The organism is Acidocella sp., assembly GCF_035535915.1.
GTDB lineage: Bacteria > Pseudomonadota > Alphaproteobacteria > Acetobacterales > Acetobacteraceae > Acidocella.
In genome coordinates, this window is sequence record NZ_DATLPB010000037.1 from 1 (window position 1) to 26,341 (window position 26,341).

At 63.8% G+C, this 26,341-nt stretch carries 23 protein-coding genes and 2 pseudogenes; 19 read left to right on the plus strand and 6 right to left on the minus strand.

Annotation, left to right across the window (positions count from 1 at the left end; all coding sequences use genetic code 11):
* The 4 genes and pseudogenes from VNC39_RS04900 to VNC39_RS04915 form a co-directional block, all read right to left on the minus strand.
* A pseudogene (locus VNC39_RS04900) lies at positions 1 to 363 on the minus strand (hypothetical protein); the annotation flags it as partial.
* A gap of 172 nt (positions 364 to 535) precedes the next feature.
* Positions 536 to 799 (minus strand): GlsB/YeaQ/YmgE family stress response membrane protein, encoded by a 264-nt coding sequence (locus VNC39_RS04905; RefSeq protein ID WP_325396764.1) that lies wholly within the window; start codon positions 797 to 799, stop codon positions 536 to 538.
* Positions 800 to 889: 90 nt separating this feature from the next.
* Positions 890 to 1,891 (minus strand): lysylphosphatidylglycerol synthase domain-containing protein, encoded by a 1,002-nt coding sequence (locus tag VNC39_RS04910; protein ID WP_325396766.1) that lies wholly within the window; start codon positions 1,889 to 1,891, stop codon positions 890 to 892.
* On the minus strand, positions 1,888 to 2,790 hold the full coding sequence (locus VNC39_RS04915; RefSeq protein ID WP_325396768.1) for a ferritin-like domain-containing protein: 903 nt from the start codon (positions 2,788 to 2,790) through the stop codon (positions 1,888 to 1,890). The genes VNC39_RS04910 and VNC39_RS04915 overlap by 4 nt, the downstream gene beginning before the upstream one ends.
* Before the next feature lie 93 nt (positions 2,791 to 2,883).
* Here VNC39_RS04915 and hpnA point away from each other — a divergent pair, with 93 nt between their 5' ends.
* The 6 genes from hpnA to shc all read left to right on the plus strand — a co-directional run bounded on the left by hpnA (position 2,884) and on the right by shc (position 9,946).
* Entirely contained in the window at positions 2,884 to 3,891 is a 1,008-nt protein-coding gene (gene hpnA / locus VNC39_RS04920; protein ID WP_325396770.1) for a hopanoid-associated sugar epimerase, read from the plus strand.
* Positions 3,888 to 4,985, plus strand: coding sequence for a glycosyltransferase (locus tag VNC39_RS04925; RefSeq protein WP_325396772.1), 1,098 nt, complete (start codon positions 3,888 to 3,890; stop codon positions 4,983 to 4,985). The genes hpnA and VNC39_RS04925 overlap by 4 nt, the downstream gene beginning before the upstream one ends.
* A 14-nt stretch (positions 4,986 to 4,999) precedes the next feature.
* On the plus strand, positions 5,000 to 5,854 hold the full coding sequence (gene hpnC, locus VNC39_RS04930) for a squalene synthase HpnC (RefSeq protein ID WP_325396806.1): 855 nt from the start codon (positions 5,000 to 5,002) through the stop codon (positions 5,852 to 5,854).
* Entirely contained in the window at positions 5,851 to 6,690 is an 840-nt protein-coding gene (gene hpnD / locus VNC39_RS04935; protein ID WP_325396774.1) for a presqualene diphosphate synthase HpnD, read from the plus strand. The genes hpnC and hpnD overlap by 4 nt, the downstream gene beginning before the upstream one ends.
* The gene (hpnE, locus tag VNC39_RS04940) at positions 6,687 to 7,865 is read left to right on the plus strand and encodes a hydroxysqualene dehydroxylase HpnE (RefSeq protein WP_325396776.1); all 1,179 of its coding nucleotides are present in this window, start codon (positions 6,687 to 6,689) and stop codon (positions 7,863 to 7,865) included. The genes hpnD and hpnE overlap by 4 nt, the downstream gene beginning before the upstream one ends.
* A 167-nt stretch (positions 7,866 to 8,032) precedes the next feature.
* Positions 8,033 to 9,946: a squalene--hopene cyclase gene (gene shc, locus VNC39_RS04945; protein ID WP_325396778.1), complete on the plus strand. Its 1,914-nt coding sequence runs from the start codon at positions 8,033 to 8,035 to the stop codon at positions 9,944 to 9,946.
* Positions 9,947 to 10,039: 93 nt separating this feature from the next.
* Here the strand turns inward: shc and ada are convergent, their stop codons facing one another.
* Complete coding sequence (gene ada / locus VNC39_RS04950) at positions 10,040 to 11,134, minus strand: bifunctional DNA-binding transcriptional regulator/O6-methylguanine-DNA methyltransferase Ada (RefSeq protein ID WP_325396780.1); 1,095 nt, start codon at positions 11,132 to 11,134, stop codon at positions 10,040 to 10,042.
* A 204-nt stretch (positions 11,135 to 11,338) separates the two neighbouring features.
* Here ada and VNC39_RS04955 point away from each other — a divergent pair, with 204 nt between their 5' ends.
* From VNC39_RS04955 to VNC39_RS05010, 12 genes are all read left to right on the plus strand, one after another.
* Positions 11,339 to 11,995, plus strand: a complete 657-nt coding sequence (locus VNC39_RS04955) for a class I SAM-dependent methyltransferase (RefSeq protein ID WP_325396782.1) — start codon at positions 11,339 to 11,341, stop codon at positions 11,993 to 11,995.
* Positions 11,996 to 12,321: 326 nt separating this feature from the next.
* The gene (coxB, locus tag VNC39_RS04960) at positions 12,322 to 13,179 is read left to right on the plus strand and encodes a cytochrome c oxidase subunit II (protein WP_325396784.1); all 858 of its coding nucleotides are present in this window, start codon (positions 12,322 to 12,324) and stop codon (positions 13,177 to 13,179) included.
* A 9-nt stretch (positions 13,180 to 13,188) separates the two neighbouring features.
* Complete coding sequence (gene ctaD, locus VNC39_RS04965; protein WP_325396786.1) at positions 13,189 to 14,799, plus strand: cytochrome c oxidase subunit I; 1,611 nt, start codon at positions 13,189 to 13,191, stop codon at positions 14,797 to 14,799.
* A 57-nt stretch (positions 14,800 to 14,856) separates the two neighbouring features.
* A complete protein-coding gene (locus tag VNC39_RS04970) occupies positions 14,857 to 15,768 on the plus strand; it encodes a heme o synthase (RefSeq protein WP_325396788.1) in 912 nt (303 codons plus the stop codon).
* 11 nt (positions 15,769 to 15,779) lie between these two features.
* On the plus strand, positions 15,780 to 15,950 hold the full coding sequence (locus VNC39_RS04975) for a hypothetical protein (RefSeq protein WP_325396790.1): 171 nt from the start codon (positions 15,780 to 15,782) through the stop codon (positions 15,948 to 15,950).
* 56 nt (positions 15,951 to 16,006) lie between these two features.
* On the plus strand, positions 16,007 to 16,858 hold the full coding sequence (locus tag VNC39_RS04980) for a cytochrome c oxidase subunit 3 (RefSeq protein ID WP_325396792.1): 852 nt from the start codon (positions 16,007 to 16,009) through the stop codon (positions 16,856 to 16,858).
* Between the two features lie 144 nt (positions 16,859 to 17,002).
* Complete coding sequence (locus VNC39_RS04985; protein ID WP_325396794.1) at positions 17,003 to 17,695, plus strand: SURF1 family protein; 693 nt, start codon at positions 17,003 to 17,005, stop codon at positions 17,693 to 17,695.
* Complete coding sequence (locus VNC39_RS04990; protein WP_325396796.1) at positions 17,692 to 19,164, plus strand: carboxypeptidase M32; 1,473 nt, start codon at positions 17,692 to 17,694, stop codon at positions 19,162 to 19,164. The genes VNC39_RS04985 and VNC39_RS04990 overlap by 4 nt, the downstream gene beginning before the upstream one ends.
* A 158-nt stretch (positions 19,165 to 19,322) precedes the next feature.
* A complete protein-coding gene (gene mnmE / locus VNC39_RS04995) occupies positions 19,323 to 20,603 on the plus strand; it encodes a tRNA uridine-5-carboxymethylaminomethyl(34) synthesis GTPase MnmE (RefSeq protein ID WP_325396798.1) in 1,281 nt (426 codons plus the stop codon).
* Between the two features lie 313 nt (positions 20,604 to 20,916).
* Positions 20,917 to 22,146 (plus strand): GGDEF domain-containing protein, encoded by a 1,230-nt coding sequence (locus VNC39_RS05000; protein ID WP_325396800.1) that lies wholly within the window; start codon positions 20,917 to 20,919, stop codon positions 22,144 to 22,146.
* A 550-nt stretch (positions 22,147 to 22,696) separates the two neighbouring features.
* The gene (locus VNC39_RS05005; RefSeq protein WP_413788781.1) at positions 22,697 to 23,668 is read left to right on the plus strand and encodes a glycosyltransferase family 2 protein; all 972 of its coding nucleotides are present in this window, start codon (positions 22,697 to 22,699) and stop codon (positions 23,666 to 23,668) included.
* Complete coding sequence (locus tag VNC39_RS05010) at positions 23,669 to 25,120, plus strand: glycosyltransferase family 39 protein (protein WP_325396803.1); 1,452 nt, start codon at positions 23,669 to 23,671, stop codon at positions 25,118 to 25,120.
* A gap of 126 nt (positions 25,121 to 25,246) precedes the next feature.
* Here VNC39_RS05010 and VNC39_RS05015 read toward each other — a convergent pair whose 3' ends face one another.
* Positions 25,247 to 26,023: a VOC family protein gene (locus VNC39_RS05015; RefSeq protein WP_325396804.1), complete on the minus strand. Its 777-nt coding sequence runs from the start codon at positions 26,021 to 26,023 to the stop codon at positions 25,247 to 25,249.
* 173 nt (positions 26,024 to 26,196) lie between these two features.
* On the opposite strand from VNC39_RS05015, the pseudogene VNC39_RS05020 reads away from it, so the two are divergent.
* Positions 26,197 to 26,341: pseudogene (locus VNC39_RS05020) on the plus strand (IS1595 family transposase); the annotation flags it as partial.

Below are 26,341 nucleotides of genomic sequence, written 5' to 3' on the forward strand. Positions count from 1 at the left end.
CTGCGCGTTCAAGGCGACGTCCATCACGCCGAACAGCGCGCCATAGAGCAGCAGCAAGGCGGTGAAGACGGCAGGCGTCGGCGCCAGGCTCAAGGCCGGGAGCAGGGCGCCATAAACCAGACCGGAGGCGAGGATGACGGCGCGGCTGCCCCAGCGCGCCACCGCCATGCCGGCGAAGGGCATGCAAAGGATCCCGCCGCTGCCGCCGGCCAGCAGCATCATCCCCAGAGTGCCGTCATCGAGATGGAAGCGGAGCTTGGTGTAGGGCACGGTGACGGCCCACACCGAGAGCCCGATGCCGGCCATGCTGAACACCAGGCGCATGGTCCGCAATTTCGCGGCCAGTTCCGCCGGATTCATCATGCTGTTGGCCTACCCGATTGGTCCCGGGCTGGGGCCTATCTCGGGCCGCGCCGGGCGGTCAAGGCCGGCAATGAAAACGGCGCCGCGAACGGCGCCGTTTTCGGGCGGCCCGGCATCGGCGGCGGTCGGATCACCCGCGCTGCCGGCCGGCGGCATGATGGCGGTCAGGCCATCACGCTCGGGGCACGCGACGCCCGGTCACCGCATGATAGACGACCAGCACGACCACCGCGCCGACCACCGCGACGAACAGGCTGTAAAGATTGAAGCCGGTGATCGGCACCGCGCCGAGCGCGCTGAAAATCGCCCCGCCGACGATCGCGCCGATGATGCCGAGAATGATGTCCATCAACGGTCCGCGCCCGCCATTGTCCACGATATGGCTGCCGATCCATCCGGCGATGAGTCCAAGCACGATCCACCCAATAATCGACATTCCCTGCCTCCTTGGTGCACACGCAGGAGACATGGCGGCGGCGCGGGTGGGAACAAGCGGCGCGGGGATTTCTTAACGAAACAGCAATGTTTATTTAAGGCTACGTGCCACGCTGGCGGTTTTCAGCCGCCGCGCCTCGAGGCTCTGCCAGACCACGAGCACCGGCATGGCGATGACGAAATCGCGCGCCCGGCGCATCAGCGAAAGGGAGAGCGCGATGTCCGGCGGGATGCCGAAAATGCCGCCGAGCAATGTATAGGCGGCCTCCTGGACGCCGACCCGGCCGGGGATGAAAAAGGCCAGCGCCATGATCGCGTGCAGCATCGCTTCGATGCACACCGCGTCCGCATAGGTGATGTCCACGCCGAGCGCGTGAAAGCCGATGAACGAGGCGGTGGCCGTGCCGAACCAGCAGATCAGGTGGAAGAACGCCGACCAGGCAAGCCGGTCGCGTTCGCCATACATGACGTTCAGCGCCTCCTGCAGCTTGGCGATGTTCGTCGCCGCGCCTTCGCCGGCGGCGCCGGCGATCCGGGTGGCCAAGCCCCGGAACAGCTTGGCGCCGCTGCCGCGCTGCGCCAGCACGAGCCCGACCCCCATGAACACCGCGACGCAAAGGCCGATGGCGACCGGCAGTAGCAAATCGCTGCCCGGGGCGAGATGCGCGAGGATCGACAGGCCGATGCCGATGAAGGTCAGCTGGGCGAGAAATTCCGTGGTGATGTCGCCGAGCGTGGAGGCGGTGGCGTCGGTGACGTTCACGCCGCTCAGGGTGATCACCCGCGCCCCCAGCACATAGCCGCCGACCTGGCTGAAGGGCAGGAACTCGCCGGTGGCGTCGCGCACCAGCCGGCCCCAGGTACAGAGCCAGAAGCTGCCGCGCATGCGGCTGCGCAGCAGCATCCGCCAGCACAGGCCGAGCCCCAGCGTGATGACGAGCTGGGCGATGATGTAGGAGATGAAGCCCGTGGCGCTCACCGAGGCGAGCACGCGCAACACGTCACCCACGCCGTAATAGATCACCAGGGCCGTAACCACGGCAACGCCGGCCAACGCGAAGAGGGCCGGCAGCAATCGGAGTTTTTGTTTCAAGACTTCTTCTTCGGTCGGACAAACAGGCGGGCCATGCGCGCCAGGCGCGGCATGGTGGTGGGGCGTAGCAGGCGCGGGTCATAGCCGGCCATGCGCTTCTTGTCTTCCTCCAGGCAGATATCGATCAGGACCGCCGGGTCCATCTCGTCGCTCAGCGCCTTGGAGCCGTTCATGGTGAAATTGGCGTCGGCGCCTTCCAGCCCGTCGACGCTGCGGGCGATGCCGATCCGCTCCCAGATCAGGAACGCCCAGACCGCGAGGGTCTTCACCGCGAAATAGGGGCGGCGCCAGAGTGGCATGTTCGCCTTGTGCCACGCGACCCAGTTGGTGAAAAACAGGATGTGCCGGCCCTCTTCCTGCACCACCGGCTCGAAGGTCTCGACCAGGTCGGCGGGGAAGAAGCCGGAGCGGCGCGCCATCTCGAACAGACCGTAGGCGAAAAAACTGTCGATGCATTCGGAATAGCCGGTGACCATGAAGCCCCATTCGGCGTCCTTCGGCAGCTGGTAGCTCTCTTCCGGCTGCATCGGGATGTCGTAGGCCGCGACGAGGCGGGAGAGCACGTCGCGGTGCCGGGATTCCTCGCCCGCCATATGCAGCAGCGCCTGGCTCAGGGCCGCATTCGGCACGGTTTTCGCGTAATTCTCGATGCGCATCGAGGCCTTGATCTCGGTCTGCACCGCAATGTCCCAGATCGGCAGTGAGGTGATGCGCGCCAGCGTGTCCGCGTCGAGCTCGGGCCATTTCAGGACCGAGGGCTTGTATGGGTTGTAGGTGGCTTTCAGCAGCTGGGTGAGCATTTTGAAGTGATTGTCGGTGCCGATTTTGATCTTGCCGGGCACCGGATAATCCCAATTCCGTGCGTTGTAGTCGGCGGCTGCGACGACTGACTCGCTCATCTTTTGCCCTCAGGTTGCACCAAAAGCCGCAATGCGTTCTACAGCAGCACGGCCCGCGCCGTTATATGGCGCGGGTTGCGCGGCTTGTGAACCATGGGGTGGGGCTTGGGGCAGGGTGATCTGACACTGGTGACGGGGGCGACCGGGTTCGTCGGCGCCGCGGTGGCGCGCGCGCTGGCGGCTTCGGGGCACCGGCTGCGTCTGGCCGTCCGGCGCGGCAGCGATCGCCGCAATGTAAAGGATATTGCCGCCGAACTGGTGGAATTCGACCTCGCCGAGCCGGCTTCTTTTGCCCCCGCGCTCGCCGGCTGCCGCTATCTGTTCCATGTCGCCGCCGATTACCGGCTCTGGGTGCCCGATGTGGCATCCATGCGCCGGGTGAATATCGACGGCACGGTCGCGCTGCTGCGCGCCGCCGCCGGCCAGGTGGAACGCAGCATCTACACGAGCTCGGTCGCGGCGCTCGGGCTCACCGCGGATGGCAGCCCGGCGGACGAGACCACCGAAATCAAGCCCGCGCACCATGTCGGCGCGTATAAGAAGTCGAAATACGACGCCGAGCAGGCGGTGCGGGCGCTGGCCGCCGCGGGGCAGAACATCGTCATCGTCAATCCGACGGCGCCGGTCGGCCCCGGCGACGTGAAGCCGACCCCGACCGGGCAGATGATCCTGGACGCGGCGCGCGGCAACATGCCCGCCTATGTCGATACCGGGCTGAACGTGGCGCATGTGGACGACGTTGCCGCCGGGCATCTGCTGGCGCTGGAGAAGGGCGTCGCGGGCGAGGCCTATATTCTCGGCTCGGAAAACCTCATGCTGCGCGAGCTGCTGGCGCTCATCGCCGCCCAGGCCGGGCGCAAGCCGCCCGCCTGGCGCCTGCCGATCGGCCCGCTGATGCCGCTGGCCTGGGCGATGGAGCACGTCGCCAACGTCACCGGCAAGCCGCCGCTGATGACGCCTGACATCCTCGCCATGGCGCGCAAAAAAATGTTCTTCTCATCGGCAAAGGCTCAGCGCGAGCTGGGCTATGCGCCGCGCCCGGCCGCTTCGGCGGTGGCCGCAGCACTCGCCTGGTTCCGCACGGAGGGGTACCTGACATGATCGCGGCCCTCGCTCTGCTCGTCTGGCTCTATCTGGTCTTCCTGCACGGGAATTTCTGGAAATCCGAGCCGGAACTGCCGCCGGCGCTGCCCGGCGCGCTGCCTTCGGTGGACATCATCATCCCCGCTCGCGACGAGGCGGAGACGATCGGCGCGGTGATCGCCTCGCTGGTGAGGCAGGATTATGCCGGGCCGTTCCGGGTGATCCTGGTCGACGACAATTCCACCGACGGCACCGCCGCGCTGGCCGGAACGGACCCGAAACTCACCATCATCACCGGCCAGCCGAAGCCGCCGGGCTGGTCGGGCAAATTATGGGCGCTGTCGCAAGGTGTCGCGGCCGGCAGCGCGGAAATCCTGTTCTTCGCCGATGCCGACATCACCCACGATCCCCGCCATCTCTCATCCCTGGTCGCCCGGTTGCTCGCCCCGCGGGTGGACATGGTCTCCGAGATGGTGAAGCTGAACTGCACGTCCTGGCCGGAGCGGTTCCTGATCCCGGCCTTCGTCTATTTCTTCCAGATGCTCTACCCCTTCGCCAAAGTGAACGACCCGCTGTCGGCGACCGCGGCGGCGGCCGGGGGCACGGTGCTGGTGCGCCGCGAGGCGCTGGCCCGCATCGGCGGGCTCGAGCGCATCAAGGGCGCGTTGATCGATGACGTGTCGCTGGCGACCGAACTGAAAAAATATGGGCCGATCTTTCTCGGCCATTCGGGCCTCGCGACCTCGATCCGGCCCTATCCCCACATGGTCGACATCTGGAACATGATCACCCGCACCGCCTTTACCCAGCTGCGCTATTCCGGGCTGGTGCTGGCGGGCACGATCGTCGGCCTGGCGCTGGTCTGGCTGGTGGCGCCGTACGAGGTTCTGTTCGGCCATGGCTGGCGCTTCATCGCCGGGCTCGCCGCCTACGGGCTGGCGGTGGCCAGCTATTTGCCCACCCTGGCCCGTTATCGCCAGCCGAAAATCCTCGCACTCGCGCTGCCGCTGATCGCCTTGTTCTACATGGCCGCCACGCTCGGCTCGGCCTGGAATTACTGGCGCGGCACGGGCGCGAAATGGAAAAGCCGTGACTATGGAGCGACATCGTGACCGCCAATGACAACATCGCCAGGCCGGCGCCGGCGGCAGCCGCGCCGGATGTCGAAGCCTGGTCCGGCAAGGATCGCGGCGACGAGAATTTCCCCGTCGGCTCCTGGCTGATCCGCAAGGAGCTGCGCGACCATGTGCATGCCTATTATGCCTTTGCCCGCAATGCCGATGACATTTCCGACAGTTCCACGTTGTCGTCGGAACAGAAAATCGAGCGGCTGAATGCGATGGAAGAGGTGCTGATGGGCGCGCGGGCGGAGGGCTCGCCGAGTGCCGTGAAATTGCGCGACTCCCTGGCCCGCTCCGGCGTGGATGAGATTCATGCGCGCGAGATACTGGTGGCGTTCCGCCAGGATGCGCTGAAGAACCGCTACGCGAACTGGGGCGAGTTGATGCATTATTGCCGCTACTCCGCCGCCCCGGTCGGGCGCTACGTGCTCGACCTGCATGGCGAGGACCGCGCCACCTGGGACCCCTCCGACGCGCTGTGCGCCTCGCTCCAGGTGCTCAACCACATGCAGGATTGCGCCAAGGATCTGCGCGACCTGGACCGCTGCTACATTCCGCAGGACTGGCTGACCGAGGCCGGGCTCTCCACCGACGATGTGGCGCGGCCGGAGACGGTGCCCGCGCTGCGTACGGTGTTCGACCGGATGCTCGACGCCACCGACGAGCTGAACCGCGTTGCCGCGGACCTGCCGCGCCGGGTGAAGGCGCGCCGCCTGCGGGTCGAAACCGCGATCATCTGCGGCCTGGCCCGCCGCCTGACCGCGCACCTCAGAGGCGGCGACCCGCTGGCCACGCGGGTGAAGCTGACCAAGGCCGATTTCCTGGCCGCCACCCTCGCAGGCCTGAGATTCGCGGTATGACCCAGGAAGACATTGATTTCGTCACCACTTTGGTGAAGCAGGCGGGCACGTCCTTTTATCACGGCATGAGGATTCTGCCTCCGGCGCGGCGGGATGCGATGTACGGCATCTACGCCTTCTGCCGCGCGGTGGATGACATCGCCGACGAGGATGGGGATTTTGCCGCCAAGCGCGCCGCGCTGGATGAATGGCGGGGCAAGATCGCCGGTTTGTTCCATGGTGCGGCCGATGACGCGATCACGCGCGTGCTCTGCGACGCGGTGCGGACTTACGATTTGCGCCGCGAGGATTTCCTCGCCGTGATCGACGGCATGGAGATGGATGCGGGCGACCCGATCATCGCCCCGGACCTCGCCGAGCTGGATCTTTATTGCGACCGTGTCGCCTCTGCGGTGGGCCGGCTCTCGGTGCGGGTGTTCGGCGATGCCGGCCAGTCCGCCCAGGAGACCGCCTACGCGCTGGGCCGCGCTTTGCAGCTCACCAATATTTTGCGCGACGTGGGCGAGGATGCGGAGCGCGGACGCATTTATCTGCCGCGCGAGTTTTTAAAGGATGCCGGCATCGCGCCGGTGCCGGAGACGCTGCTGGTGGCGCCGGCGCTGCCGCAGCTCTGCGCCCGGCTGGCGGATATGGCGGAGGCCTATTTCGCCCAGGCGGAAGCGGCGATCGCGCGCTCCGACCGCGCCGCGATGCGCCCCGCCGCCATGATGGCGGCAAGCTACAAGCCGCTGCTGAAGCTGCTGCGGACGCAGAATTTCGACTACCGGAATGGCCGCGTTTCCTTGCCGAAATGGCGCAAGCTGGTATTGGCGGCGCGGTTGCTGCTCGGTCGATGAGCGTCCACGTCATCGGCGCCGGCCTCGCGGGCCTCGCCGCCGCCTGCGCGCTGACCGACCGGGGGCACCACGTGGTGCTGTTCGAGGCGGCCAAGGCCGCCGGCGGCCGCGCCCGCTCCTATACGGACCCGGTGCTCGGCTGCCGCATCGATAACGGCAACCATCTGCTCCTTTCCGGCAATATCGCCGCTTTGTCCTATCTGCACCGCATCGGCGCGGCGCGTTCGATCACCGGCCCGACCGAGCCGGTTTTTCCGTTCATCGATCTCGCGTCCGGCCAGAGCTGGCGGCTGCGCCTGAATCGCGGGCGTTTTCCCTGGTGGGTTTTTTCGCCCTCCAGGCGCGTGCCGGGGACCGGGCTGCGCCACTACGCTTCTTTGTTGAAGCTGCGCCGGGCCCGACCGCAGGACACGGTGGCGAAGCTGGCCGGCGAGGGGCCGCTTTACCGCAATCTGCTGGAACCGCTCGCCATTGCCGCGTTGAACACCATGCCGGACGTGGCTTCCGCCGCGCCGTTGCGGGAAGTTTTGGCCGAAACCCTCGAACGCGGCGGGGCCGCTTCGCTGCCGCGCTATGCCCGCATCGGCCTGTCGGAGAGCTTCATCGACCCGGCGCTGGACTGGCTGCGGGCCAAGGGCGCGGAGATCCGCCTCGGCGAGCGGGTCACGTCGCTCAACCCCGCCCAGGCCACGGTGCTGGCCGTGCCGCCCTGGATCGCCGCCACGCTGGTGCCGGGCCTGACCGTGCCCGACGAATTCGAATCCATCTGCAATCTGCATTTCAAATACAACCTGGGGCAGGAAGGGTTTTGGGGCCTGATCGGCGGCACCGCCGAATGGGCGTTCGCGCGCCCGGACATCCTCTCCGTCACCATCTCCGCCGCCAACCGCTATGCCGACATCGACAATGACGCGATGGCGACGCGTGTCTGGGGCGAGCTGTGCCGCGCCTTCAACCTTACCGCGGACCTGCCGGTGCACCGGGTGGTGTGGGAAAAGCGCGCCACTTTCGCCTGCACCCCGGCACAATTGGCCCGCCGCCCGGGGGCGAGGACGGCAAACCCCAATCTGGTGCTGGCCGGCGACTGGACCGATACCGGCCTGCCCGCCACCATCGAAGGGGCGATCCGCTCCGGCAACATCGCCGCCGCGGCGCTGCTCAACCCCGCCAGGTAGGAAGGTAGGCAAGGAAGTAAGCGCTACTTTTTGTGAACAAAAAGTAGCAAAAAAACTTTATGACTCTGGGGCATGGGCTGCGTCGGCGACAACGCCCATAGCCCATGCATCCCGGCCTGCATTTAAGCCCCTGGCGGATCGGGAAATAATCCGCCTATAGAGCGGAAATGGACGCAAGTTTGGATATGTCGATCGCCCGCGCCGATGCTTCGCTGCGCCGGGAGCAGCGGCAGGATGGGCACTATCTCTATGAGCTCGAGGCGGATGCGACGATTCCCGCCGAATATGTGTTGCTGGAGCATTATCTCGACCGCATCGAGCCGGAGCTGGAGCAGAAGATCGGCGTGTATCTGCGCCGCATCCAGGGCGACCACGCGACCAACCCGGGCGGCTGGCCATTGTTCCATGGCGGCAAGTTCGACCTGTCGGCCTCGGTCAAGGCCTATTTCGCGCTGAAAGCCATCGGCGACAGCCCCGACGCGCCGCATATGGTGCGTGCCCGCGAGCTGATCCTGAAAGCCGGCGGCGCCGAGCGCAGCAATGTGTTCACCCGCATCCAGCTCGCTTTGTTCGGCGCCGTGCCCTGGGACGCCTGTCCGGTGATGCCGGTCGAGCTGGTGCTGATGCCGTCCTGGTTCCCGATCACCACGCGCAAGATTTCCTATTGGTCGCGCACGGTGCTGACACCGCTGCTGGTGCTGATGGCCAAGCGGCCGGTCGCCCGCAACCCGCGCAATGTCCGTATCGACGAGCTGTTCCGCACGCCGCCGGCGCAGATCCGCGACTGGATCCGCGGCCCGTACAAATCCGCCTGGGGGCATGTGTTCAAAGCCGTCGACAGCGCGCTGCGCCCGCTGGAGCGGCATTTTCCGGCGAAGAGCCGCGCGCGCGCGCTGGCCAAGGCACGGGATTTCATCGTCGAACGGCTGAACGGCGAGGACGGGCTGGGCGCCATCTACCCGGCGATGGCGAACGCGGCGATGATGTTCGACATGCTCGGGGACCGGCATAATTTCGACATCGCCTATGGCTCGGTGAAGAAGCTGCTGGTGGTGCATGGCGATGAAGCCTATTGCCAGCCCTGCCTGTCGCCGATCTGGGACACCAGCCTGGCCGCGCATGCCCTGGCCGAGGCCGGCAGCGACGCGCCGGTGGCTGCCGCCTGCGACTGGCTGATCCCGCGCCAGATCCTCGATGTGGTCGGCGACTGGGCCGACAACACCCCCGGCACAAGGCCCGGCGGCTGGGCGTTCCAGTATAATAACGCGCACTATCCGGACGTGGACGACACCGCCGTGGTGGGCATGATCATGCACCGCGCGAAAGACCCGGCCTATGCGCAGGCGATATCGCGGGCCCGGGAATGGATCGTCGGCATGCAGTCGACCAACGGCGCCTGGGGCGCGTTCGACATCAACAACGACCGGCAATATCTGAACCACATCCCGTTTGCCGACCATGGCGCGCTGCTCGACCCGCCGACCGAGGACGTGACGGCGCGCTGCGTCTCCTTCCTGGCCCAGCTCGGCCACCAGGAGGACCGGCCGGCGATCGCGCGCGGGGTTGCTTATCTGCGCGCGACACAAAAGCCGGACGGCTCCTGGTTCGGCCGCTGGGGCACCAACTATATTTATGGCACTTGGTCCGTGCTGTGCGCGCTGAACGCCGCGGGCGTGGACCATGATGACCCGGCCATGACCCGGGCCGTGGCCTGGCTGCTCGCCAAGCAGCGCGCGGATGGCGGCTGGGGCGAGGATTGTGAGAGCTATGGCGATGCCCCGCCCGGCGAATTCCATGGCGAGGCCGCGCAAAGCCTGCCCAGCCAGACCGCCTGGGCCATGCTCGGGCTGATGGCCGCCGGACAGGTGGACCATGCGGCCGTGCAGCGCGGCGTCGCCTTTCTGCAGAACACGCAGGACGGGCAGGGTAGCTGGACGGAAAAAGCCTATAACGCGGTCGGCTTCCCCCGCGTGTTCTATCTGAAATATCACGGCTATCCGCGCTTTTTCCCGCTGCTGGCGCTGAGCCGCTATCGCAACCTGATGGCGTCCAACGACCGGCGGGTGCAATTCGGCTTTTAAGGGAGGAAGCAGGCGCTTTTTGAAAAAAGCGCCGCAAAAACTTTTTTTATGCTGGGCCTGAGACTGTGTCAGCGCCAACGCCCATGGCCCAGATTAACAAAGTTTTTTTGCTACTTTTTGTTCACAAAAAGTAGCGCTTCCATTTTCTTTGTCTGCCTTCTCCCTGCCAAGCAGCGCCGCCTTGCGGGCCAGCCCCCAGCGATAGCCGGCGAGGTTGCCATCCTGCCGGACCACGCGGTGGCAGGGGATGGCGATGGCCAGCTCGTTGGTCGCGCAGGCGCGTGCCACCGCCCTTACGGCGTTGGGTTTGCCCAGGGCGGCGGCGATCTTGCTGTAGGTGGACGTGGCGCCGGGCGGGATTTTTTGCAGCGCCTCCCACACCGCGCGCTGGAAGGCCGTGCCGCGAATGTCCAGCGGCAGGTTCCGGGCCTGCCCCGGCGTTTCGATCAGGGTGACGACATCCGAGACCAAAGCGGCGAGGCGCGGATCGGCGCTGATGTCCGCGTTGGCGAAGCGGGCGCAGAAATCCGCGCGCAGTTTTGCCGCGTCGTCGCCCAGTTGCACCGCGCACAGCCCCGTTTCGGTGGCGGCGACCAGCACGGCGCCGAGCGAGGTCGGGGCCGTGGCGACGCGGATTTTTTGCGCGGCGCCGCGCTGCCGGACGGCGCGCGGGCTCATGCCCAGCCGGGTTTTGGCGCCGTCGTAAAAACGGCTGGCACTCCCGTAGCCGGCCTCATAGAGCGCCTCGGTCACCGATCCGGCTGTTTGCAGCGCGGCGGCTTCGCGCCGGGTGCGGATCGCGGCGGCGTAGGCTTTGGGCGTAAGGCCGGTCGCGGCGCGGAATTTCCGGTGGAAATGGTGTGGGCTCAACCCGGCGATGCCGGCCAGTTCGGCGAGGGACAAGGGCGTTTCGGCCTGTTCGATCTGCCGGCAAACGCGGGCGATCATCGCGTTCTGCGGCTTGGTATCGGCGTGTGGATGGCATTTTTTGCACGCCCGGAACCCGGCGGCCTCGGCGGCTTCGGGGGTGCTGAAAAACGTGAGATTTTCCGGCCGGGGCGCGCGGGACGGGCAGCCGGGGCGGCAATAAATGCCGGTGGTGCGCACGGCATAGACGAACGCACCGTCGAATGAAGCGTCATGCCGCCGCACCGCCTCTTCCCAGGTTTTCGCTTCGATCATCTCCATTTCATTGGTTCCTGTACGCTATTTCGGCTGTTTTGCGCCCTTTTCCCCGCCGGGGCTTCCCGTTTTTTGCGGGGTAATCCATGGCCACGGCCGCCCGCGCGGCGAAATGGGCAACGATACGATCCGGGTCCCATTGCTTCGCCCCGTTCTTCGGCGCAAAATTGGCAACATTATTGAGAGTTTCGTGACAGGTTAGGATTGCAGATGGCGGAAGCTTACGGCGCGGCGCTCGGTCCCAGATCGCCAATGGATGCGGATGCCGTCCGCGCGGCTTATGCCCGTCAGGCCGATTTTTATGACCGCTGGTTCGGCATGGTCTCCCGCCCGGCGCGGCGCGCGGCCGTCGAGTTGGTGAACTGCGCGTCGGGAGACCAGGTGCTGGAGGTCGGCGTCGGCACCGGCCTGGCCCTGCCGTTCTATGCCGCGGAGAAGCGCGTCACCGGCATCGACCTGTCCGGCGACATGCTGAACCTCGCCCGTAAGCGCGCTGCCGCCGGCGGCTTGCGCAATGTCGAGGCGTTGCTGGAGATGGACGCCCAGGCGACCAGTTTCGAGACCGCGCAGTTCGATATCGCGGTGGCAATGTTTGTGGCCTCCGTGGTGCCGGACCCGCAGGCGCTGGTGGCGGAGCTGCGCCGCGTCGTCCGCCCCGGCGGAAAGATCATTTTCGTCAACCATTTCGCGCAGGATCGCGGGCTGGTCGCGCGCATCGAGCGCGCCTTGGCGCCGGCCTCCGCGAAACTCGGCTGGCATCCGGACTTCCATTTCCGGCATATTTTCACCTCGGCCGACCTGGCCGGCGCCAAAATCACGCCGATGCGGCCGTTGGGGCTGTTCCGGCTGGTGGAGCTGGATAATTAGGCGAAGGAAGAAAGGCCTACTTTTTGTGAACAAAAAGTAGCAAAAAAACTTTGTTATGCCGGGCCATGGGCGTTGTCGGCGACACCGCCTCAGGCCCAGCATAACAAAAGTTTTTGCGCCGCTTTTTTCCAAAAAGCGGCTGCTTACTTCGCCTTGCCTTCGGCAACGTGCGGGATAACTTGATTCTCGCAGTCCGGGCTTCTATCACGGCAAGATAGAACAGACCGGTTACAAGGCCGGCGAGCCCCGGGAAACGAATAAAAATGAAGCGTGTCCTGAAAACGAGTCTGGGTGCCTGTGCTGCGCTTTTTCTGCTCGGAGTCCATTTGGCGCTCGCCCAATCGGACCCGACCGAAGCTGCCAATGCCTATGTCGACGCGCCGCATGACTGGCAGATGTGGTTCCCCGCCGCCGGCAGCCCGATGCAGGCGCATATCGACTGGCTGATGCAATATGTGTTGTGGATCATGGCTGGCGTGGTCGGCCTGGTCGGCTGCTTGATGGCTTATGCGATGTTCCGCTTCCGCGCTTCGCGCAACCCGGTGCCCGGCCGCATCACGCATAACACGGTGATAGAAGTGATCTGGATCGTGGTGCCGACGCTGCTGCTGGCAGTGATCATCATCCCCTCGATCAACCTGATCTATTACGAGGCCGATGACGGCGCCCCGTATATGACCGTTACCGTCACCGGGCATCAATGGTACTGGGAATACAGCTATAATTCGGTGCCGGGGCTCGATTACACCAGCTATATGATCCCGGACGACCAGCTGAAGCCGGGCGAGTTGCGCCGGCTTTCCGTGGATCATCCGATGGTTCTGCCGGTCGGCAAGAAAATCCGCTTCAACATCACCAGCGGCGATGTGCTGCATGGATTCTATGTGCCCTCACTGGGCGTGCAGCGTTATGCCGTTCCCGGCACCATCCTGACGAGCTGGACCGAGATCCCCAAGGCCGGGACCTATTATGGCGAATGCAACCAGATCTGCGGCGCGGACCATGCCGCCATGCCGATCGAGATCAAAGCCGTGCCGCTGGCCGACTATCTCGCCTGGGTAAAGGACGCGCAGGCCAATTACACGGAGAATGCCGCGCCGGCCTCACCGCTTTCGCCTTTGTCATCGCCGTTGCCGCACAACCAGCTTGCCGCCGCCAGTCTCGGCGCGGCCAGCCCCCGTTAAGGAGCGAACATGTCCTCCACCACACACGATGCGGATATTTCCCACGGCCATGCCGAGCATGGCCACGCCCGCCCGGGTTTCGTCCGCCGCTGGCTGATGAGCACCAACCATAAGGACATCGGCACGCTCTACATCACCATGGCGGTGATCGGCGCCTGCGTCGGCGGCGTGCTGTCGATGATCATGCGCTCGCAGCTGATGTATCCGCACAACAATATCGTCACCAGCGGCGAGGAATGGAACGCGATCATCACCGCGCACGGGCTGCTGATGATCTTCTGGTTCGTGATGCCGGCGCTGATCGGCGGGTTCGGCAACTGGTTCGTGCCGATGATGATCGGTGCCCCGGACATGGCATTTCCCCGGCTGAATAACATGAGCTTCTGGTTCCTCGCGATGGGCTTCATTTTCGTCATGCTGGGTCTGCTGCTGGGGAATGGCGCCGGGGCAGGGTGGACCTTGTATCCGCCGTTGATCAACGCCCATTACTCGCCCGGGGTGGCGACCGATTTCTCGCTGTTCTCGCTGCATCTGGCGGGTATTTCCTCGCTGCTCGGCGCGATCAATTTCATCGCGACGATCCTCAACATGCGCGCGCCGGGCATGACGCTGCATAAGATGCCGCTGTTCTGCTGGTCGATCCTGGTCACCGCCTTCCTGCTCCTGCTGGCGATCCCGGTGCTGGCGGGTGCGGTGACGATGCTGATCATGGACCGCAATTTCGGCACCTCGTTCTTCGAGCCCGCGGGCGGCGGCGACCCGGTGCTGTTCCAGCATCTGTTCTGGTTCTTCGGCCACCCGGAAGTCTACATCATGATCTTGCCGGGCTTCGGCATCATCAGCCACGTGGTCTCCACATTTTCCCGGAAACCGATCTTCGGCTATCTCGGCATGGCCTACGCCATGGTGGTGATCGGTTTCGTCGGGTTCGTGGTCTGGGCGCACCATATGTTCATCTCGGCCATCAGCACCGACAGCCGCATCTATTTCGAGGTGGCGACTTTGGTGATCGCCGTGCCGACCGGCATCAAGGTGTTTTCCTGGATCGCGACGATGTGGGGCGGGTCGATCGAATTCAAGACACCTATGCTCTGGGCGATGGGCTTCATCTTCCTGTTCGTCATCGGCGGCGCCACCGGCGTGGTGCTGGCCAATGCCGGCCTCGACCAGGAACTGCACAACAACTACTTCGTCATCGCGCATTTCCATTATGTGCTGTCGATGGGCGCGGCCTTCACGATTTTTGCCGGATTCTATTACTGGATCGGCAAAATGTCCGGGCACCAATACCCGGAATTCTGGGGCAAGGTGCATTTCTGGACCTTTTTCATCGGCGTGAATCTCACCTTCTTCCCGCAGCATTTTCTCGGCCTGGCCGGCATGCCGCGGCGCTACCCGGATTACCCCGACGCGTTCGCCGGCTGGAACTTCGTCTCCTCGGTCGGGGCGTGGATCTCTGGCCTGTCCACCCTGATTTTCTTCTATATCCTCTATCGCATTTTCACCTCGAGAGAGGTATTGGCAGACAATTACTGGGGTGAGGGCGCGACCACGCTGGAATGGGTCGTGCCGTCGCCGGCGCCGCACCATACCTTCGAGGATGTGCCGGTCATTCGCTAGGAGACTAAAAACGGTGTGTAGCATGACGAAAGCTGAGTGGCGGTACTGGGGCGGCGCATGAGCGGCGCGGCTCTGGAAGCGGCCCTGGGCGGCACCGTTGCGGACTGGTTGGCGCTGCTGAAACCGCGGGTGATGACGCTGGTGGTGTTCACCGGCGCGATCGGGCTGGCCATAGCGCCGCACCACCTCAACCCGGTGCTGGCGTTCATCGCGATCCTGTGCATCGCCGTCGCCTCGGGAGCGGCCGGCGCGATCAATATGTGGTACGACCGCGACATCGACGCGGTGATGAAGCGCACCGCCAACCGGCCGATCCCGGCCGGGCGGATTTCCCCGGAAGGCGCGCTCGGCTACGGCATTGTGCTGGCCGTCGTCGCCGTGCTGGTCATGGCGCTGGCGACCAATCTCATCGCCGCCGCGGTGCTGGCGCTCTCCATCGCCTTTTATGTGTTCATCTACACGATGTGGCTGAAGCGCAGCACGCCGCAGAACATCGTCATCGGCGGCGCGGCCGGGGCGTTCCCGCCGGTTATCGGCTGGGCCGCCGCCACCGGCTCGGTGGGGGTGTTGCCGCTGCTGCTGTTCGCTATCGTGTTCTTCTGGACGCCGCCGCATTTCTGGGCGCTGTCGCTCTATGCGTCCGGCGATTACGCGCGGGCCGGTGTGCCGATGCTCCCGGTGGTGAAGGGCGCCCGGCACACGCGAATCTGCATCATGGTCTATACGCTGCTGCTCCTGCCGCTCTCGCTCGTGCCCTATATCCTCGGGCTGATGGGCCCGATCTATGGCGTCACGGCGCTGCTGACCGGGGCGGTGTTCGCCTACCATTCCTGGCGGGTGTTGACCGACCGGCAGGACGCGCAGGGCAACAGCCTGACGCAGAACGCCCCGGCCCGCGCCGCGTTCAAATACTCGATCTTGTACCTGTTCATCCTGTTCGGCGCCTGCGTCGTCGACCGGTTCCTCTGATGGCCGCGCCCATGCCCCGGACCGAACTTGGGCCGGCGCATTGGGCACCCGAGGCGCGCGCGGCCTTCCTGCGCCGCCGCCGCTTCCGCAACCGCCTGCTGCTCGCTGCCCTGTGCGGCTTCTGCCTGGTGATCTACGCCATCGTGCTGGTGCGGCTGCACGAATTCGGGACCATGTGGTGATGAGGACCAGCTAAATAAAAAGCCCGCGCGACAGCGCGGAAAAAAGGGGGGAGAGAATGAGCAGTTCAAGGCATACGGCGGAGGACCAGATTAGGGCCACGGTGCCGCATCCCTATCATCTGGTCACACCCAGCATCTGGCCGCTCTGCGGCGCGGTCTCGGCCATGCTGATTGCCGCCGGCATCATCATCGTCGCGCATTTCAACAATTATATCGTGCTCATCCTCGGCGCCCTGGGGGCGTTTGCCACCATGTATGTGTGGTGGCGGGACGTGATCGTCGAATCCCGCACGCCCGGCCTGCATAAGCTGATCACGCAGATTGGCATGCGCTACGGCATGGCGCTGTTCATCGCCTCGGAAGTGATGTTCTTCGTCTCGTTCTTCTGGAACTATTTCAATTACTTCTTCTACCCCGACAAAATGGGCACTGCCTTCGCCGCAGTGTGGCCGCCGCAGGGGGTCACCACGATCGACCCGTTCGCGATCCCGCTGTTCAACACCATGACGCTGCTGCTCTCCGGCACCACCATCACCTGGGCGCACCACGCGCTGATCGAGGGCAACAACCGCGACACCGTGCGCGGCCTGGCGCTGACCGTCGTGCTCGGCCTGATGTTCCTGTGCGGCCAAGCCTGGGAGTACACGCACTCGCCATTCCCGTTCTACCATGGCGGGGTTTATCCCTCCGCCTTCTTCATCGCTACCGGGTTCCACGGCTTTCACGTGATCGTCGGCACCTGCTTCCTTACCGTCTGCCTGTTCCGGGCGATGAAGGGGCAGTTCACGCCGCAGCGGCATTTCGGCTTCGAGGCCGCCGCCTGGTACTGGCACTTCGTGGACGTGGTGTGGCTGTTCCTGTTCGTGTGCATCTATTATCTGGGCCGCAGCGCCATTGTCGCCGGTTGAAAGAAAGCAGGCGCTTTTTGAAAAAAGCGCCGCAAAAACTTTTTTTATGCTGGGTCATGGGCGTTGTTGGGGACGTTGCCCATGGCCCAGAGTCATAAAGTTTTTTTGCTACTTTTTGTTCACAAAAAGTAGCCTTCCTTTCTTATGAACTGGCGTCGGCTGGTCGTCCCCGGCATTGCCGCCTTTGTCACGTTCTGGCTGCTGATCGGGCTCGGCGTCTGGCAACTGCACCGGCTGAAATGGAAGGAGGGCATTCTCGCCGCCATCCATCAGGCGGAGATTTCCGCGCCGATTCCGCTGCCCGCGCATCCCACGCCGTTCGAGAAAGTGTCCATCGCCGGCCAGTGGATTCCCGGCAAGGCGGCCTTGTATGGCGATGAGGTGCATGACAGCCCGAACGGCCCGGTGCCGGGCGGTGAGCTGATCATGCCGTTGCGGCGGCCGGACGGGCAGGTGGTGCTGGTGGATCTCGGCTGGGTGCCGAAGCAAATTCCCGTCCCGCTCGCCGAGCCGGAGGGGCTGACCGAGGCGGTCGGCTATGTGCATGCGCCGGTCACTCCCGGCTGGTTCGCCGGCACGGACGACCCGAAACGGGGGCTGTATTACACGCTCGACCCGCAGAAAATCGGCGCCTTCATGGGGCTGCAGGTGGCGCCTTATATGCTCATCGCCATGGGGGAATTGCCGCCGCCGGGGAGCATGGCGCCGCAGCCCGCGCAATCATTGCCGACACCGCCCAATAACCACTACGAATATGCCTTGACCTGGTTCGGCTTCGCGCTCGTTCTGGTGTTCGAGTTCTTCTTTTTCGCGCGCAAGAGGTTGCTGGATTCATGAGCGTTTACCAACGTCTGACCGAACAATTCGCCCGTATCGCCACCTTGAACGAGGCCGCCGCCATGCTGGGCTGGGACGCTGCGGCGATGATGCCGGCGGGCGGCGGCGTGGCGCGGGGCGAGCAGATTTCCACATTGGCGGGGCTGGCGCATGAATTGCTGACCCGGCCGGCGCTGGCGGACGACCTCGCCGCCGCGGCGCCGGCGGGCGATGAATGGCAGGCGCGGAACCTGGAGCTGATGCGCGAGGCGCAGCAGCGCGCCACCGCTCTGCCGCGCCGCCTGGTGGAAGCCCGCGTGCTGGCCACCAATAAATGCGAAATGTTGTGGCGCGAGGCGCGCCCGGCTTCCGACTTCGCCGCCGTCCGCGCTTCGCTGGAGGAAGTGTTTGCCCTGACGAGGGAAGCGGCCGGCATATTGGGGGAGACTTTCGGCCTCTCGCCGTATGACGCGCTGATGAGCCAGTACCAGCGCGGCATCGGCGCGGCTGACGTCGCACCGGTCTTCACCAATTATGAGCTTTTTTTGCAAAAGGCCTTGCCCGCGGCGGAAGAGCGCCAGCGCCGCCGAAGCCATGAGACCCTGCCGCCCGGCCCTTACCCGGCCGACATTCAGGAGGCGCTCTGCCGCCGCCTCGCGCAGGATGCCGGGCTGGATTTCGCCCATGCGCGGCTGGACCGTTCGGCCCACCCGTTCTGCGGCGGCACGCCGACTGATGTGCGCATCACCACGCGCTATGACGAGATGGACCCGCTTTCGGCGATCTGCGGCGTGCTACACGAGACCGGCCACGCGCTCTATGAGCAGAATTTGCCGCGCGACCATCGGCGCCAGCCGGTGGGCGAGGCGGCGGGCATGGCGGCGCATGAAAGCCAGTCGCTGATCGTGGAAATGCAGGCGGTGCGCTCGGACGCTTATCTTTCTTATCTTGCCCCGTTCCTGAGCCAGGCTTTCGCCAGACCGGTCAACGAAGCGGCGCTGAAACGCCGGCTGCTTCACGTGGAGCGAAGCTTCATTCGCGTCGAGGCCGATGAGATGACCTATCCGGCGCATGTGATCCTGCGCTTCCGCCTGGAGCAGGCGCTGATCTCGGGCGATCTCGCCGTCGCCGACCTGCCCGGCGCCTGGAATGACGGGCTGGCGGCGCTGCTCGGCATCACGCCGCCGGACGACCGCCAGGGCTGCCTGCAGGACATTCATTGGTATGACGGGCTGGTCGGCTATTTCCCCTCCTACACGCTGGGCGCCATGGCCGCCGCGCAACTGATGGCGGCGGCACGGCTTGCTGTGCCGGATCTGGACAAGGCTTTCGCCAGCGGCGACCTCTCCCCGCTCGTCACCTGGCTCTCCACGCACATCCACCGGCACGGCTCGCGGTTCGGGTTCAATGAATTGCTGCTGGCGGCGACAGGGGAAAAACTGAATCCGGCTGCGTTCGAGACGCATCTAACGGCGCGTTATTTGGCGTAGAAAGGAAGCAGGCGCTTTTTGAAAAAAGCGCCGCAAAAACTTTTTTATGCTGGGCCATGGGCGGTGTCGGCGCCAACGCCCATGGCCCAGAGTCATAAAGTTTTTTTGCTACTTTTTGTTCACAAAAAGTAGTCCTTTCTTCCTCTGTAGAGTTGGACATGAACGATACGATCTTTGCCCCGATCACGGGGCGCGGCGGGGCGGTGACGGTGTTGCGGCTTTCAGGCGTGGGAACGCTGGGGATTGTCGCGGCGCTGGTGGGGAAAGTGCCGCCGCCGCGCCATGCGTCTTTGAAAAAGCTGGTCTGGCGCGGCCGGTTGCTCGACCGTGCGCTGGTCGTGATTTTTCCGGGGCCGCAGAGTTTTACCGGCGAGGATTGCGCGGAATTGTCGCTCCATGGCGGGCGGGCGGTGCTGGCTTCGGTGAGCGCGGCGCTGATCGAGGCCGGCGCGCGCCCCGCCGAGCCGGGCGAGTTTTCCCGCCGCGCGCATCTCAACGGAAGGCTGGATCTGCTCGAGGCCGAGGCCATGGCCGATCTGATCGCTGCCGAGACCGAGGCGCAGCGCCGGCTGGCGGTGGACGGTGCGGGCGTGTTGCAGGAGTCTGTCGCGCGCTGGCGGGAAGAGCTGCGGCAGATCATGGCGCAGCAGGAGGCGCTGATCGACTTCCCCGACGAGGATTTGCCGCCGGAGGTGGAAACGCGGCTGCTCGGCCGCGTTGCCGCACTGGCCGAGGAGATGCACGGTGCGTTGAACGCCGCGCCGGCGGCGGAACGGCTGCGCGAGGGGCTGGAATTCGTGATCCTCGGGGCCCCGAATGCCGGAAAATCGACATTGATGAACGCGCTGGCGGGCGAGGATGTCGCCATCGTCTCCGCCATTCCCGGCACCACGCGCGACATTGTCGGCACTCGAATCGATCTTGGCGGCGTGCCGGTGCACCTCACCGACACGGCCGGGCTGCGCGACACGGCGGACGAGATCGAAGCCGAAGGCGTGCGCCGTGCCCGCCAGCGCGCCGCCAAGGCCGATTTGATCATCGCCGTCGCCGCCGCGCCGGGTCAGGAATTTCTGCCCGTGCCGGAGGGTGTGGAGGTGCTGCACCTGGTGACCAAGGCGGATCTGCTCGCTGCGCCCGTTTCCGGCCTCGCCGTGTCGGCCGCCAGCGGCGCCGGGATGAACGATTTACGCGCGCGCCTCATCGACATCGCCGCCCGGCTCACCGACACCAAGGGCGCCGCCGCGCTCAGCCGGCCAAGGCAGATCGCCTGCGTGCGCGACACCGCCCAGGCGCTGGACCGGGCGCTGGCCATCGATGAGCCCGAACTGCGCGGCGAAGAACTACGCGCCGCCGCGCACGCGCTGGCGCGGTTGACCGGGCAGATTGGGGTGGAAGAGATTCTCGACGCGGTGTTTTCGGGGTTTTGTATTGGGAAGTAGGAGAAAGAACATTTTCTGAAACGGTTTTTGGTTCCGTTTTCGTGCGTGTGGGTATGTCGAGTGGGGGCTGAAAGCTGCCATTCCGCTTTTACATGAACTTCCCCCGGCTCGATACCAACGTGCTGGAGCAAGTCCCGCTTGAGTGGGACCCGCCCTTTCACTGTGACCGCAAGCGATGCAACCGAAACCTCCTTAGTTCCATATGATCTTGCATCCAACGCGCCGGCCGCTACAATCAGCCGGAGTCGGGTGTGCAAAAGAAGGTAAGCGAAACACCAAGATCCATGGCTGGAAACTCTAAGGCAACACCGTCATGGACTTGAACCCGCAAACGTTGTTGTCTGTGATGCTGTTCGTGGGGCTCCTGACCGGTGGTGCCTCCTGCTTGGCATGGCTGCAGGACAGGAAGCAGACAGTGCCTATGTGGATGGCTCTGGCTATGATGTTGCAGGTTTTGGGTCTTGTTAGTCGTTTGCTTATACCGTTTCTTCCGGGAACCATTTTGTCGCCTTCGTTGGTGCTGACGAGCTTCGGTTTGATCTGGACGGCGGGCCGCCGCCTGCGGGACCTGCCACCGCTGCCGCTCGTCATTTTTTCTCCGGTCATCGTCTGGCTGGCGCTTTGTTGTTTTCCCTCGTTCCGGGACGATCAGAATCTCCGCGTCGGCTTAGGTCTTTTTTTGCTTTTGCTGCCGATCAGCCTGCTGGGACGTGAATTATGGTTGCGAGCGGAGGCGTCGCCGGTCATGCGCCGGGCGCTGTTGACGATCATAGGTCTCCAGATCGTCTATATGTTTCAAGGCGGTGTTCGGGCGCTTCTGTTTTTGCCGCACGGCCATGAGATGCCGTTCCAGTTGCTCCCCGGCTTTGCCCGGGTGATGCTGGATCTTATCGCGATCATGGTGGCTCTCAGTTTCGGAATGATGGCCATCGCGAAGGAGCAATCCGAACGCCGTTACCGAGATGCCGCGCGTTGTGACTTTCTGACCGGCGTCGGCAATCGGCGTGATTTCGAGGACAATCTGCACAAACATTTCCGGCGCGCGCAAGAGTCTGGCGCGCCGTTGGCATTGATCATGGTCGACGCCGATAGTTTCAAAGCTTACAACGATCTCTATGGCCATCGTGCCGGCGATCAATGTCTGCGGTTTTTGGCTCGGACACTTGAGCAATGTTGCCGGCAGACCGATTTGGTGAGTAGGTATGGCGGCGAAGAATTCGTGGTACTGTTGCCCAACACCGATGGCGACCTTGCTTTGGCTATCGCGGAGAGGATGCGGCAAGGCGTTTATGAATCCCGGATCACGCATGCGGGCCGGCCCGAAGGGTGGCTCACGATCAGTCTCGGCGTGGCAACGCTGAGGCATCAGGAACGTGAGGCCACGCCGGACGCGTTGATCGATTCAGCCGACCGCGCGCTGTATCGTGCCAAGCGGGAGGGACGAAATCTTGTCCGCTCTGAGATTGCCCAACATCGCGCGGAGCGGGAGCGCGAGATGCAACAGACCCAGGAAACGAATGGAAGCGCTCTCTCTGAGGGATAAAGGCGGCGGATGCGACAGCGTCGTGCCGCTCTTTCTCCGGATGCTTCGCCCCCTGACCAATATGACCTCGGATTTTTCGGCTCAATTTCGGCCGCGCTATACGTGGAACGACGATGTCATGCGCGCCGCCTGATGGTGGACGATGTGGTGGCCCTGGGTTAACCTTGGGATTCTGCCAAGTTTTTTTCGATGCCACGGCCTTACTCCGCCGCCATTTTTGGAGTGCCGGCGACGCTTGACCTAAGGCACGGGTCGATGGAGGAGGGCGCTTGTCGAGCGCCCGATTTCAGGATCGACCGCAACGGGCGCTTGGTGGTGCGTAAACTCGAACGCTTACAGTTATCGGAAGGTCCGCTTGAGAAGGCGGCACGAGGCGCTTCACGTCCACAATGGGCGCAAAGCCGCCGGTCGTTTCTCCAACCGCATTGGGGCGCAAGACATTTCGTTCACGGTTCGGCTAGGACCAAAAAGCGGTTGCCCGGCGATCCATAGCCCAAGTCGTCGCAGAGCCGCCGTAATTGGATACTTGCAGAAAGTTAATATTTTTGTCATGCCGCCAGGCATGGAGATCATATCGATCGTCGTGCCGTGCCATAACGAGGGGGCCAACATTGCCACCTTGCACGCGCGCATTTCTGGCATCCTCGATCCCTTGAACGAGTGCTGGGAACTTGTTTGCGTCAACGACGGCAGCCGGGACGATACGCTGCTGCGGCTGATCGCCCTGCATAACGCAGATCCGCGGGTCCGGGTCATCGATTTATCGCGCAATTTTGGCAAGGAGGCCGCGTTGACGGCCGGGCTCGACGCGGCGCGCGGCGCGTGCGTGATCCCGCTGGACGCCGATTTGCAGGATCCGCCGGAAATTATCCCTGAACTGCTGGCGAAATGGCGTGAGGGGTTCGAGGTGGTCAATGCCGCGCGCATCGAGCGCGATGGCGATAGCTGGCTGAAGCGCGTGACGGCGCGCGGTTTCTATTGGGTGATCGGCGGCTTGAGCGATGTGGAGATCCCGGCTGACATTGGCGATTTCCGCCTGATATCTCGTCCGGCGTTAGAGGCATTGAAATGCCTGCCGGAGAGACGGAGATTCATGAAGGGCCTGTTTGCCTGGGTTGGATTTCGCACCGCGTCAATTCCTTATCGGCGCGCGCCCCGCCACGCGGGAACGACGACATGGAATTACTGGAAGCTCTGGAATTTCGCCATTGAAGGGATCACGTCATTCAGCTCGGCGCCGTTGCGCTTGGCCTCTTATCTTGGATTCGCGGTCTCGCTGTTTGCGTTTCTTTATGCCGTGATCATCATCTTCAACAAACTGGTCTATGGCAACCCGGTTGCGGGTTACCCTTCGCTGATCGTCGCAATCTTGTTTCTGGGCGGTGTGCAACTGCTCGCGCTGGGCATCATCGGCGAGTATATTGGCCGGCTTTACGAGGAGAGCAAGCAGCGGCCGGTCTATCTGGCCCGGCAGGTATGGGAAGCAGGAACCGCCGGCCCTACCGGCAATGAGATACCGTAGGTGAATGACAAACTGGACTCTTGGATGAGGAAGGATATGCACGTGCCTCGCTCGCCGGTGGTAAGCGGTTGCTCCTGGCTGGCCCGTAAGAGTTTTCAGCCCATTCTGGCCGCCTTGATCATCTTCGGTTGGCTCGGCGTTTGCTGGTACAAGGCGCCGCCCCCGGGGTATCTGTGGACGTATGACCAGCCCGTGTATCTCAGCATCGCTTATGACATCGAGCATTTCGGGCGGTTCACGGACGGGACTGCGTGGGGCACGCCGAGCGTGGATCCAACGCGACCGCCGGGGATGGTGCGCACGCCCCTCTACCCGATGTTTCTGGCGACAACGGCGGAACTGGACCCCGTATTCAACCGGACCTTGAACTGCCTGGTGCAAAACCAGGCGGCAACCACGTGCCCGCAGCAAGCGCCGCTTCCGCGCGTCCTGCAGTTTTTGATGACCGTCGCGTTCTATCTCATGTTGTGGCGGATCGCGGTTCGCGTGACCGGGTCATCGCGGATCGGCTGGTTGTCGCTCGGCGTGGGGTTGGTCGTGGCGCCCATTTTGATACGAAGCGTCGATAGCCTCATGACCGAGACGCTGACTTTGTTCTTCACCACAATCGCCACGCTGGCGGCCGTGGAGGTGTTTAAAGAGCGGCGATCTCTCGGATGGGCTCTGCTGTCAGGGGCGATGATTGGATTGGCGGCGCTGACGCGCCCACCCTTCGTCTATCTTCTGCCCGCCGTCGCCCTTGTGACCTTCCCGTTGGTTATGCGCAATTCTCAACGGTGGCGCGGTGCGGTGGTGCTGGCGGCCTTTTTGTTGGGCGGTATCGGCGTGCTGACGCCATGGATCGCGCGCAACGCGGTCATTCTGGGCCATCCGACCATGACGTCGGAATATGCCCAGTTGGCGCTGACTCAACGCGTCGCCTATGACGAAATGAACTGGCGACAATACGCGCTTTTTAACCTGTGCTCGCTTCCTGACGGTGCCGGCATGGGGAGCCTTCTGGTCAAGCCGAACGCCTGTGCAAAATTCGGGTATGACGGAACCCCAGGCGGTTTTTACGTGATCGGATCGACCACTCTTTTGCAAAGCACCGCGGTTGCCGCAGGGGGAACGGCCCATCAGGTCGGCTATATTCTTTACCATTACGTGATCTTGCATCCTGTTTGGCACGCCATCGTTTCAATCCCGTTCGCCATGAGAGGGCTGTGGATCGACCATTATTGGGGGTTCGTGCTGGCGATATTGTGCATCCCCCTAACCTGGCGGGCCTTACGGAGCCTTGATGCGGCGATGCTGGCCGTGACGCTGCCCGGCTGGTTCCTGCTGGCATTTTATGCAGCAGTCTCGGCCGACCAAACGCGCTATAATTTAATGCTGATCATCCCGTTTTCGCTGGCGGGGGGTATGATGCTCGAGCGCTTTGCGAAAAGGAAGAAAGCAGGCGCTTTTTGAAAAAAGCGCCGCAAAAACTTTTGTTATGCTGGGCCATGGGCTGTGTCGGAGCCAACGCCCGCGGCCCAGCATAACAAAGTTTTTTTGCTACTTTTTGTTCACAAAAAGTAGCGCTTCCTTGCTTGTTTACTCCTTCGGCGGCGCCACGACAGCAAAGCGCCCGCCTTGCGGGTCGAGCCCCTGGATGATCCAACTGCCGCCCGGCACTTCCTGCGGGCCCATTTGCACCGTGCCGCCGGATGCGTTGATGCGGGTGAGCGTGTCCTTGATGTCGCGAACGTTGAAGTAATAGGTCCAGCCGGTCGGGGCTTGGGCTTGCGGGCAGGTCATCATGCCGCCGATTGGCACGCCGTTATGGGCGAAAAGCTGGTAGCTGCCCATCGGGCCCATATCGATGGCTTCGGCTTTGGTCCAGCCGAACAGGGAGGAATAGAAGGCGAAGGCGTCCTGGGCGTTGGCGGCGATCAGCTCGTGCCAGCCGCCATGGCCGGGGTTGCGCAGTTGCGGCAGGCTGGCGGACTCGCCGCCGTGGGATTTGAACAAGGCGAACAGCGCGCCTTGAGGGTCGGTGAGGACGGCAAAGCGGCCGACATTGGGAATATCCGCCGGCCCTTTGTGCACGACCGCGCCCTTCGCGGTGGCCAGGGCAGCGATTTTATCCACATCGTCCACGCCGACATAGCCGAGCCAGAGCGGCTTGGCGCCGGTGGCGCGCAGGGTCTCGGGCATCTCCATCAGCCCGGCGGCGGACTCGCCGTTGATGGAAAGCAACGTGTAAGGCACGCCGGGGATGCTGGCATCCTTCGCCTCCCAGCCGATCACGGCGCTGTAGAATGTCGCGGCTTTTGCCGGGTCGGTGGTGAGCAGCTCATACCAGACGAATTTGCCGTGGCTTTCGGACATTTTGATCTCCCTCATGTGTTCATCGGGTGAATGGCGGATTGTACGATGATGGAAGCGCGAGCTTGGTTTCGGGCGCATTATTATTTGATAGTGAGAAAGTAGCCGCTTTTTGAAAAAAGCGGCGCAAAAACTTTGGGGCTGTCCCAGATCCTGAGCGGATCTAGGATGGTTTTATGAACCTAAGGTACTGTCGTTTAACGGAAAAACAGCAAGATCGTCTGGCTGAGTTTTTTGTGGCTGGCGTGACGGCACGTACGGCGGCGGATTTGCTGGGGGTGAACCGCAAAACCGCCGCCTATTTTTACCACCGTTTACGGC

Coding starts and splice junctions, on each gene's coding strand:
- VNC39_RS04905 (WP_325396764.1), bottom strand. CDS start 799: ATGTCGATTATTGGGTGGATCGTGCTTGGACTCATCGCCGGATGGATC.
- VNC39_RS04915 (WP_325396768.1), bottom strand. CDS start 2,790: ATGAGCGAGTCAGTCGTCGCAGCCGCCGACTACAACGCACGGAATTGG.
- hpnA (WP_325396770.1), top strand. CDS start 2,884: ATGGGGTGGGGCTTGGGGCAGGGTGATCTGACACTGGTGACGGGGGCG.
- VNC39_RS04925 (WP_325396772.1), top strand. CDS start 3,888: ATGATCGCGGCCCTCGCTCTGCTCGTCTGGCTCTATCTGGTCTTCCTG.
- hpnD (WP_325396774.1), top strand. CDS start 5,851: ATGACCCAGGAAGACATTGATTTCGTCACCACTTTGGTGAAGCAGGCG.
- hpnE (WP_325396776.1), top strand. CDS start 6,687: ATGAGCGTCCACGTCATCGGCGCCGGCCTCGCGGGCCTCGCCGCCGCC.
- shc (WP_325396778.1), top strand. CDS start 8,033: ATGGACGCAAGTTTGGATATGTCGATCGCCCGCGCCGATGCTTCGCTG.
- ada (WP_325396780.1), bottom strand. CDS start 11,134: ATGGAGATGATCGAAGCGAAAACCTGGGAAGAGGCGGTGCGGCGGCAT.
- VNC39_RS04955 (WP_325396782.1), top strand. CDS start 11,339: ATGGCGGAAGCTTACGGCGCGGCGCTCGGTCCCAGATCGCCAATGGAT.
- ctaD (WP_325396786.1), top strand. CDS start 13,189: ATGTCCTCCACCACACACGATGCGGATATTTCCCACGGCCATGCCGAG.
- VNC39_RS04970 (WP_325396788.1), top strand. CDS start 14,857: ATGAGCGGCGCGGCTCTGGAAGCGGCCCTGGGCGGCACCGTTGCGGAC.
- VNC39_RS04975 (WP_325396790.1), top strand. CDS start 15,780: ATGCCCCGGACCGAACTTGGGCCGGCGCATTGGGCACCCGAGGCGCGC.
- VNC39_RS04980 (WP_325396792.1), top strand. CDS start 16,007: ATGAGCAGTTCAAGGCATACGGCGGAGGACCAGATTAGGGCCACGGTG.
- VNC39_RS04985 (WP_325396794.1), top strand. CDS start 17,003: ATGAACTGGCGTCGGCTGGTCGTCCCCGGCATTGCCGCCTTTGTCACG.
- VNC39_RS04990 (WP_325396796.1), top strand. CDS start 17,692: ATGAGCGTTTACCAACGTCTGACCGAACAATTCGCCCGTATCGCCACC.
- mnmE (WP_325396798.1), top strand. CDS start 19,323: ATGAACGATACGATCTTTGCCCCGATCACGGGGCGCGGCGGGGCGGTG.
- VNC39_RS05000 (WP_325396800.1), top strand. CDS start 20,917: ATGGACTTGAACCCGCAAACGTTGTTGTCTGTGATGCTGTTCGTGGGG.
- VNC39_RS05005 (WP_413788781.1), top strand. CDS start 22,697: ATGCCGCCAGGCATGGAGATCATATCGATCGTCGTGCCGTGCCATAAC.
- VNC39_RS05015 (WP_325396804.1), bottom strand. CDS start 26,023: ATGTCCGAAAGCCACGGCAAATTCGTCTGGTATGAGCTGCTCACCACC.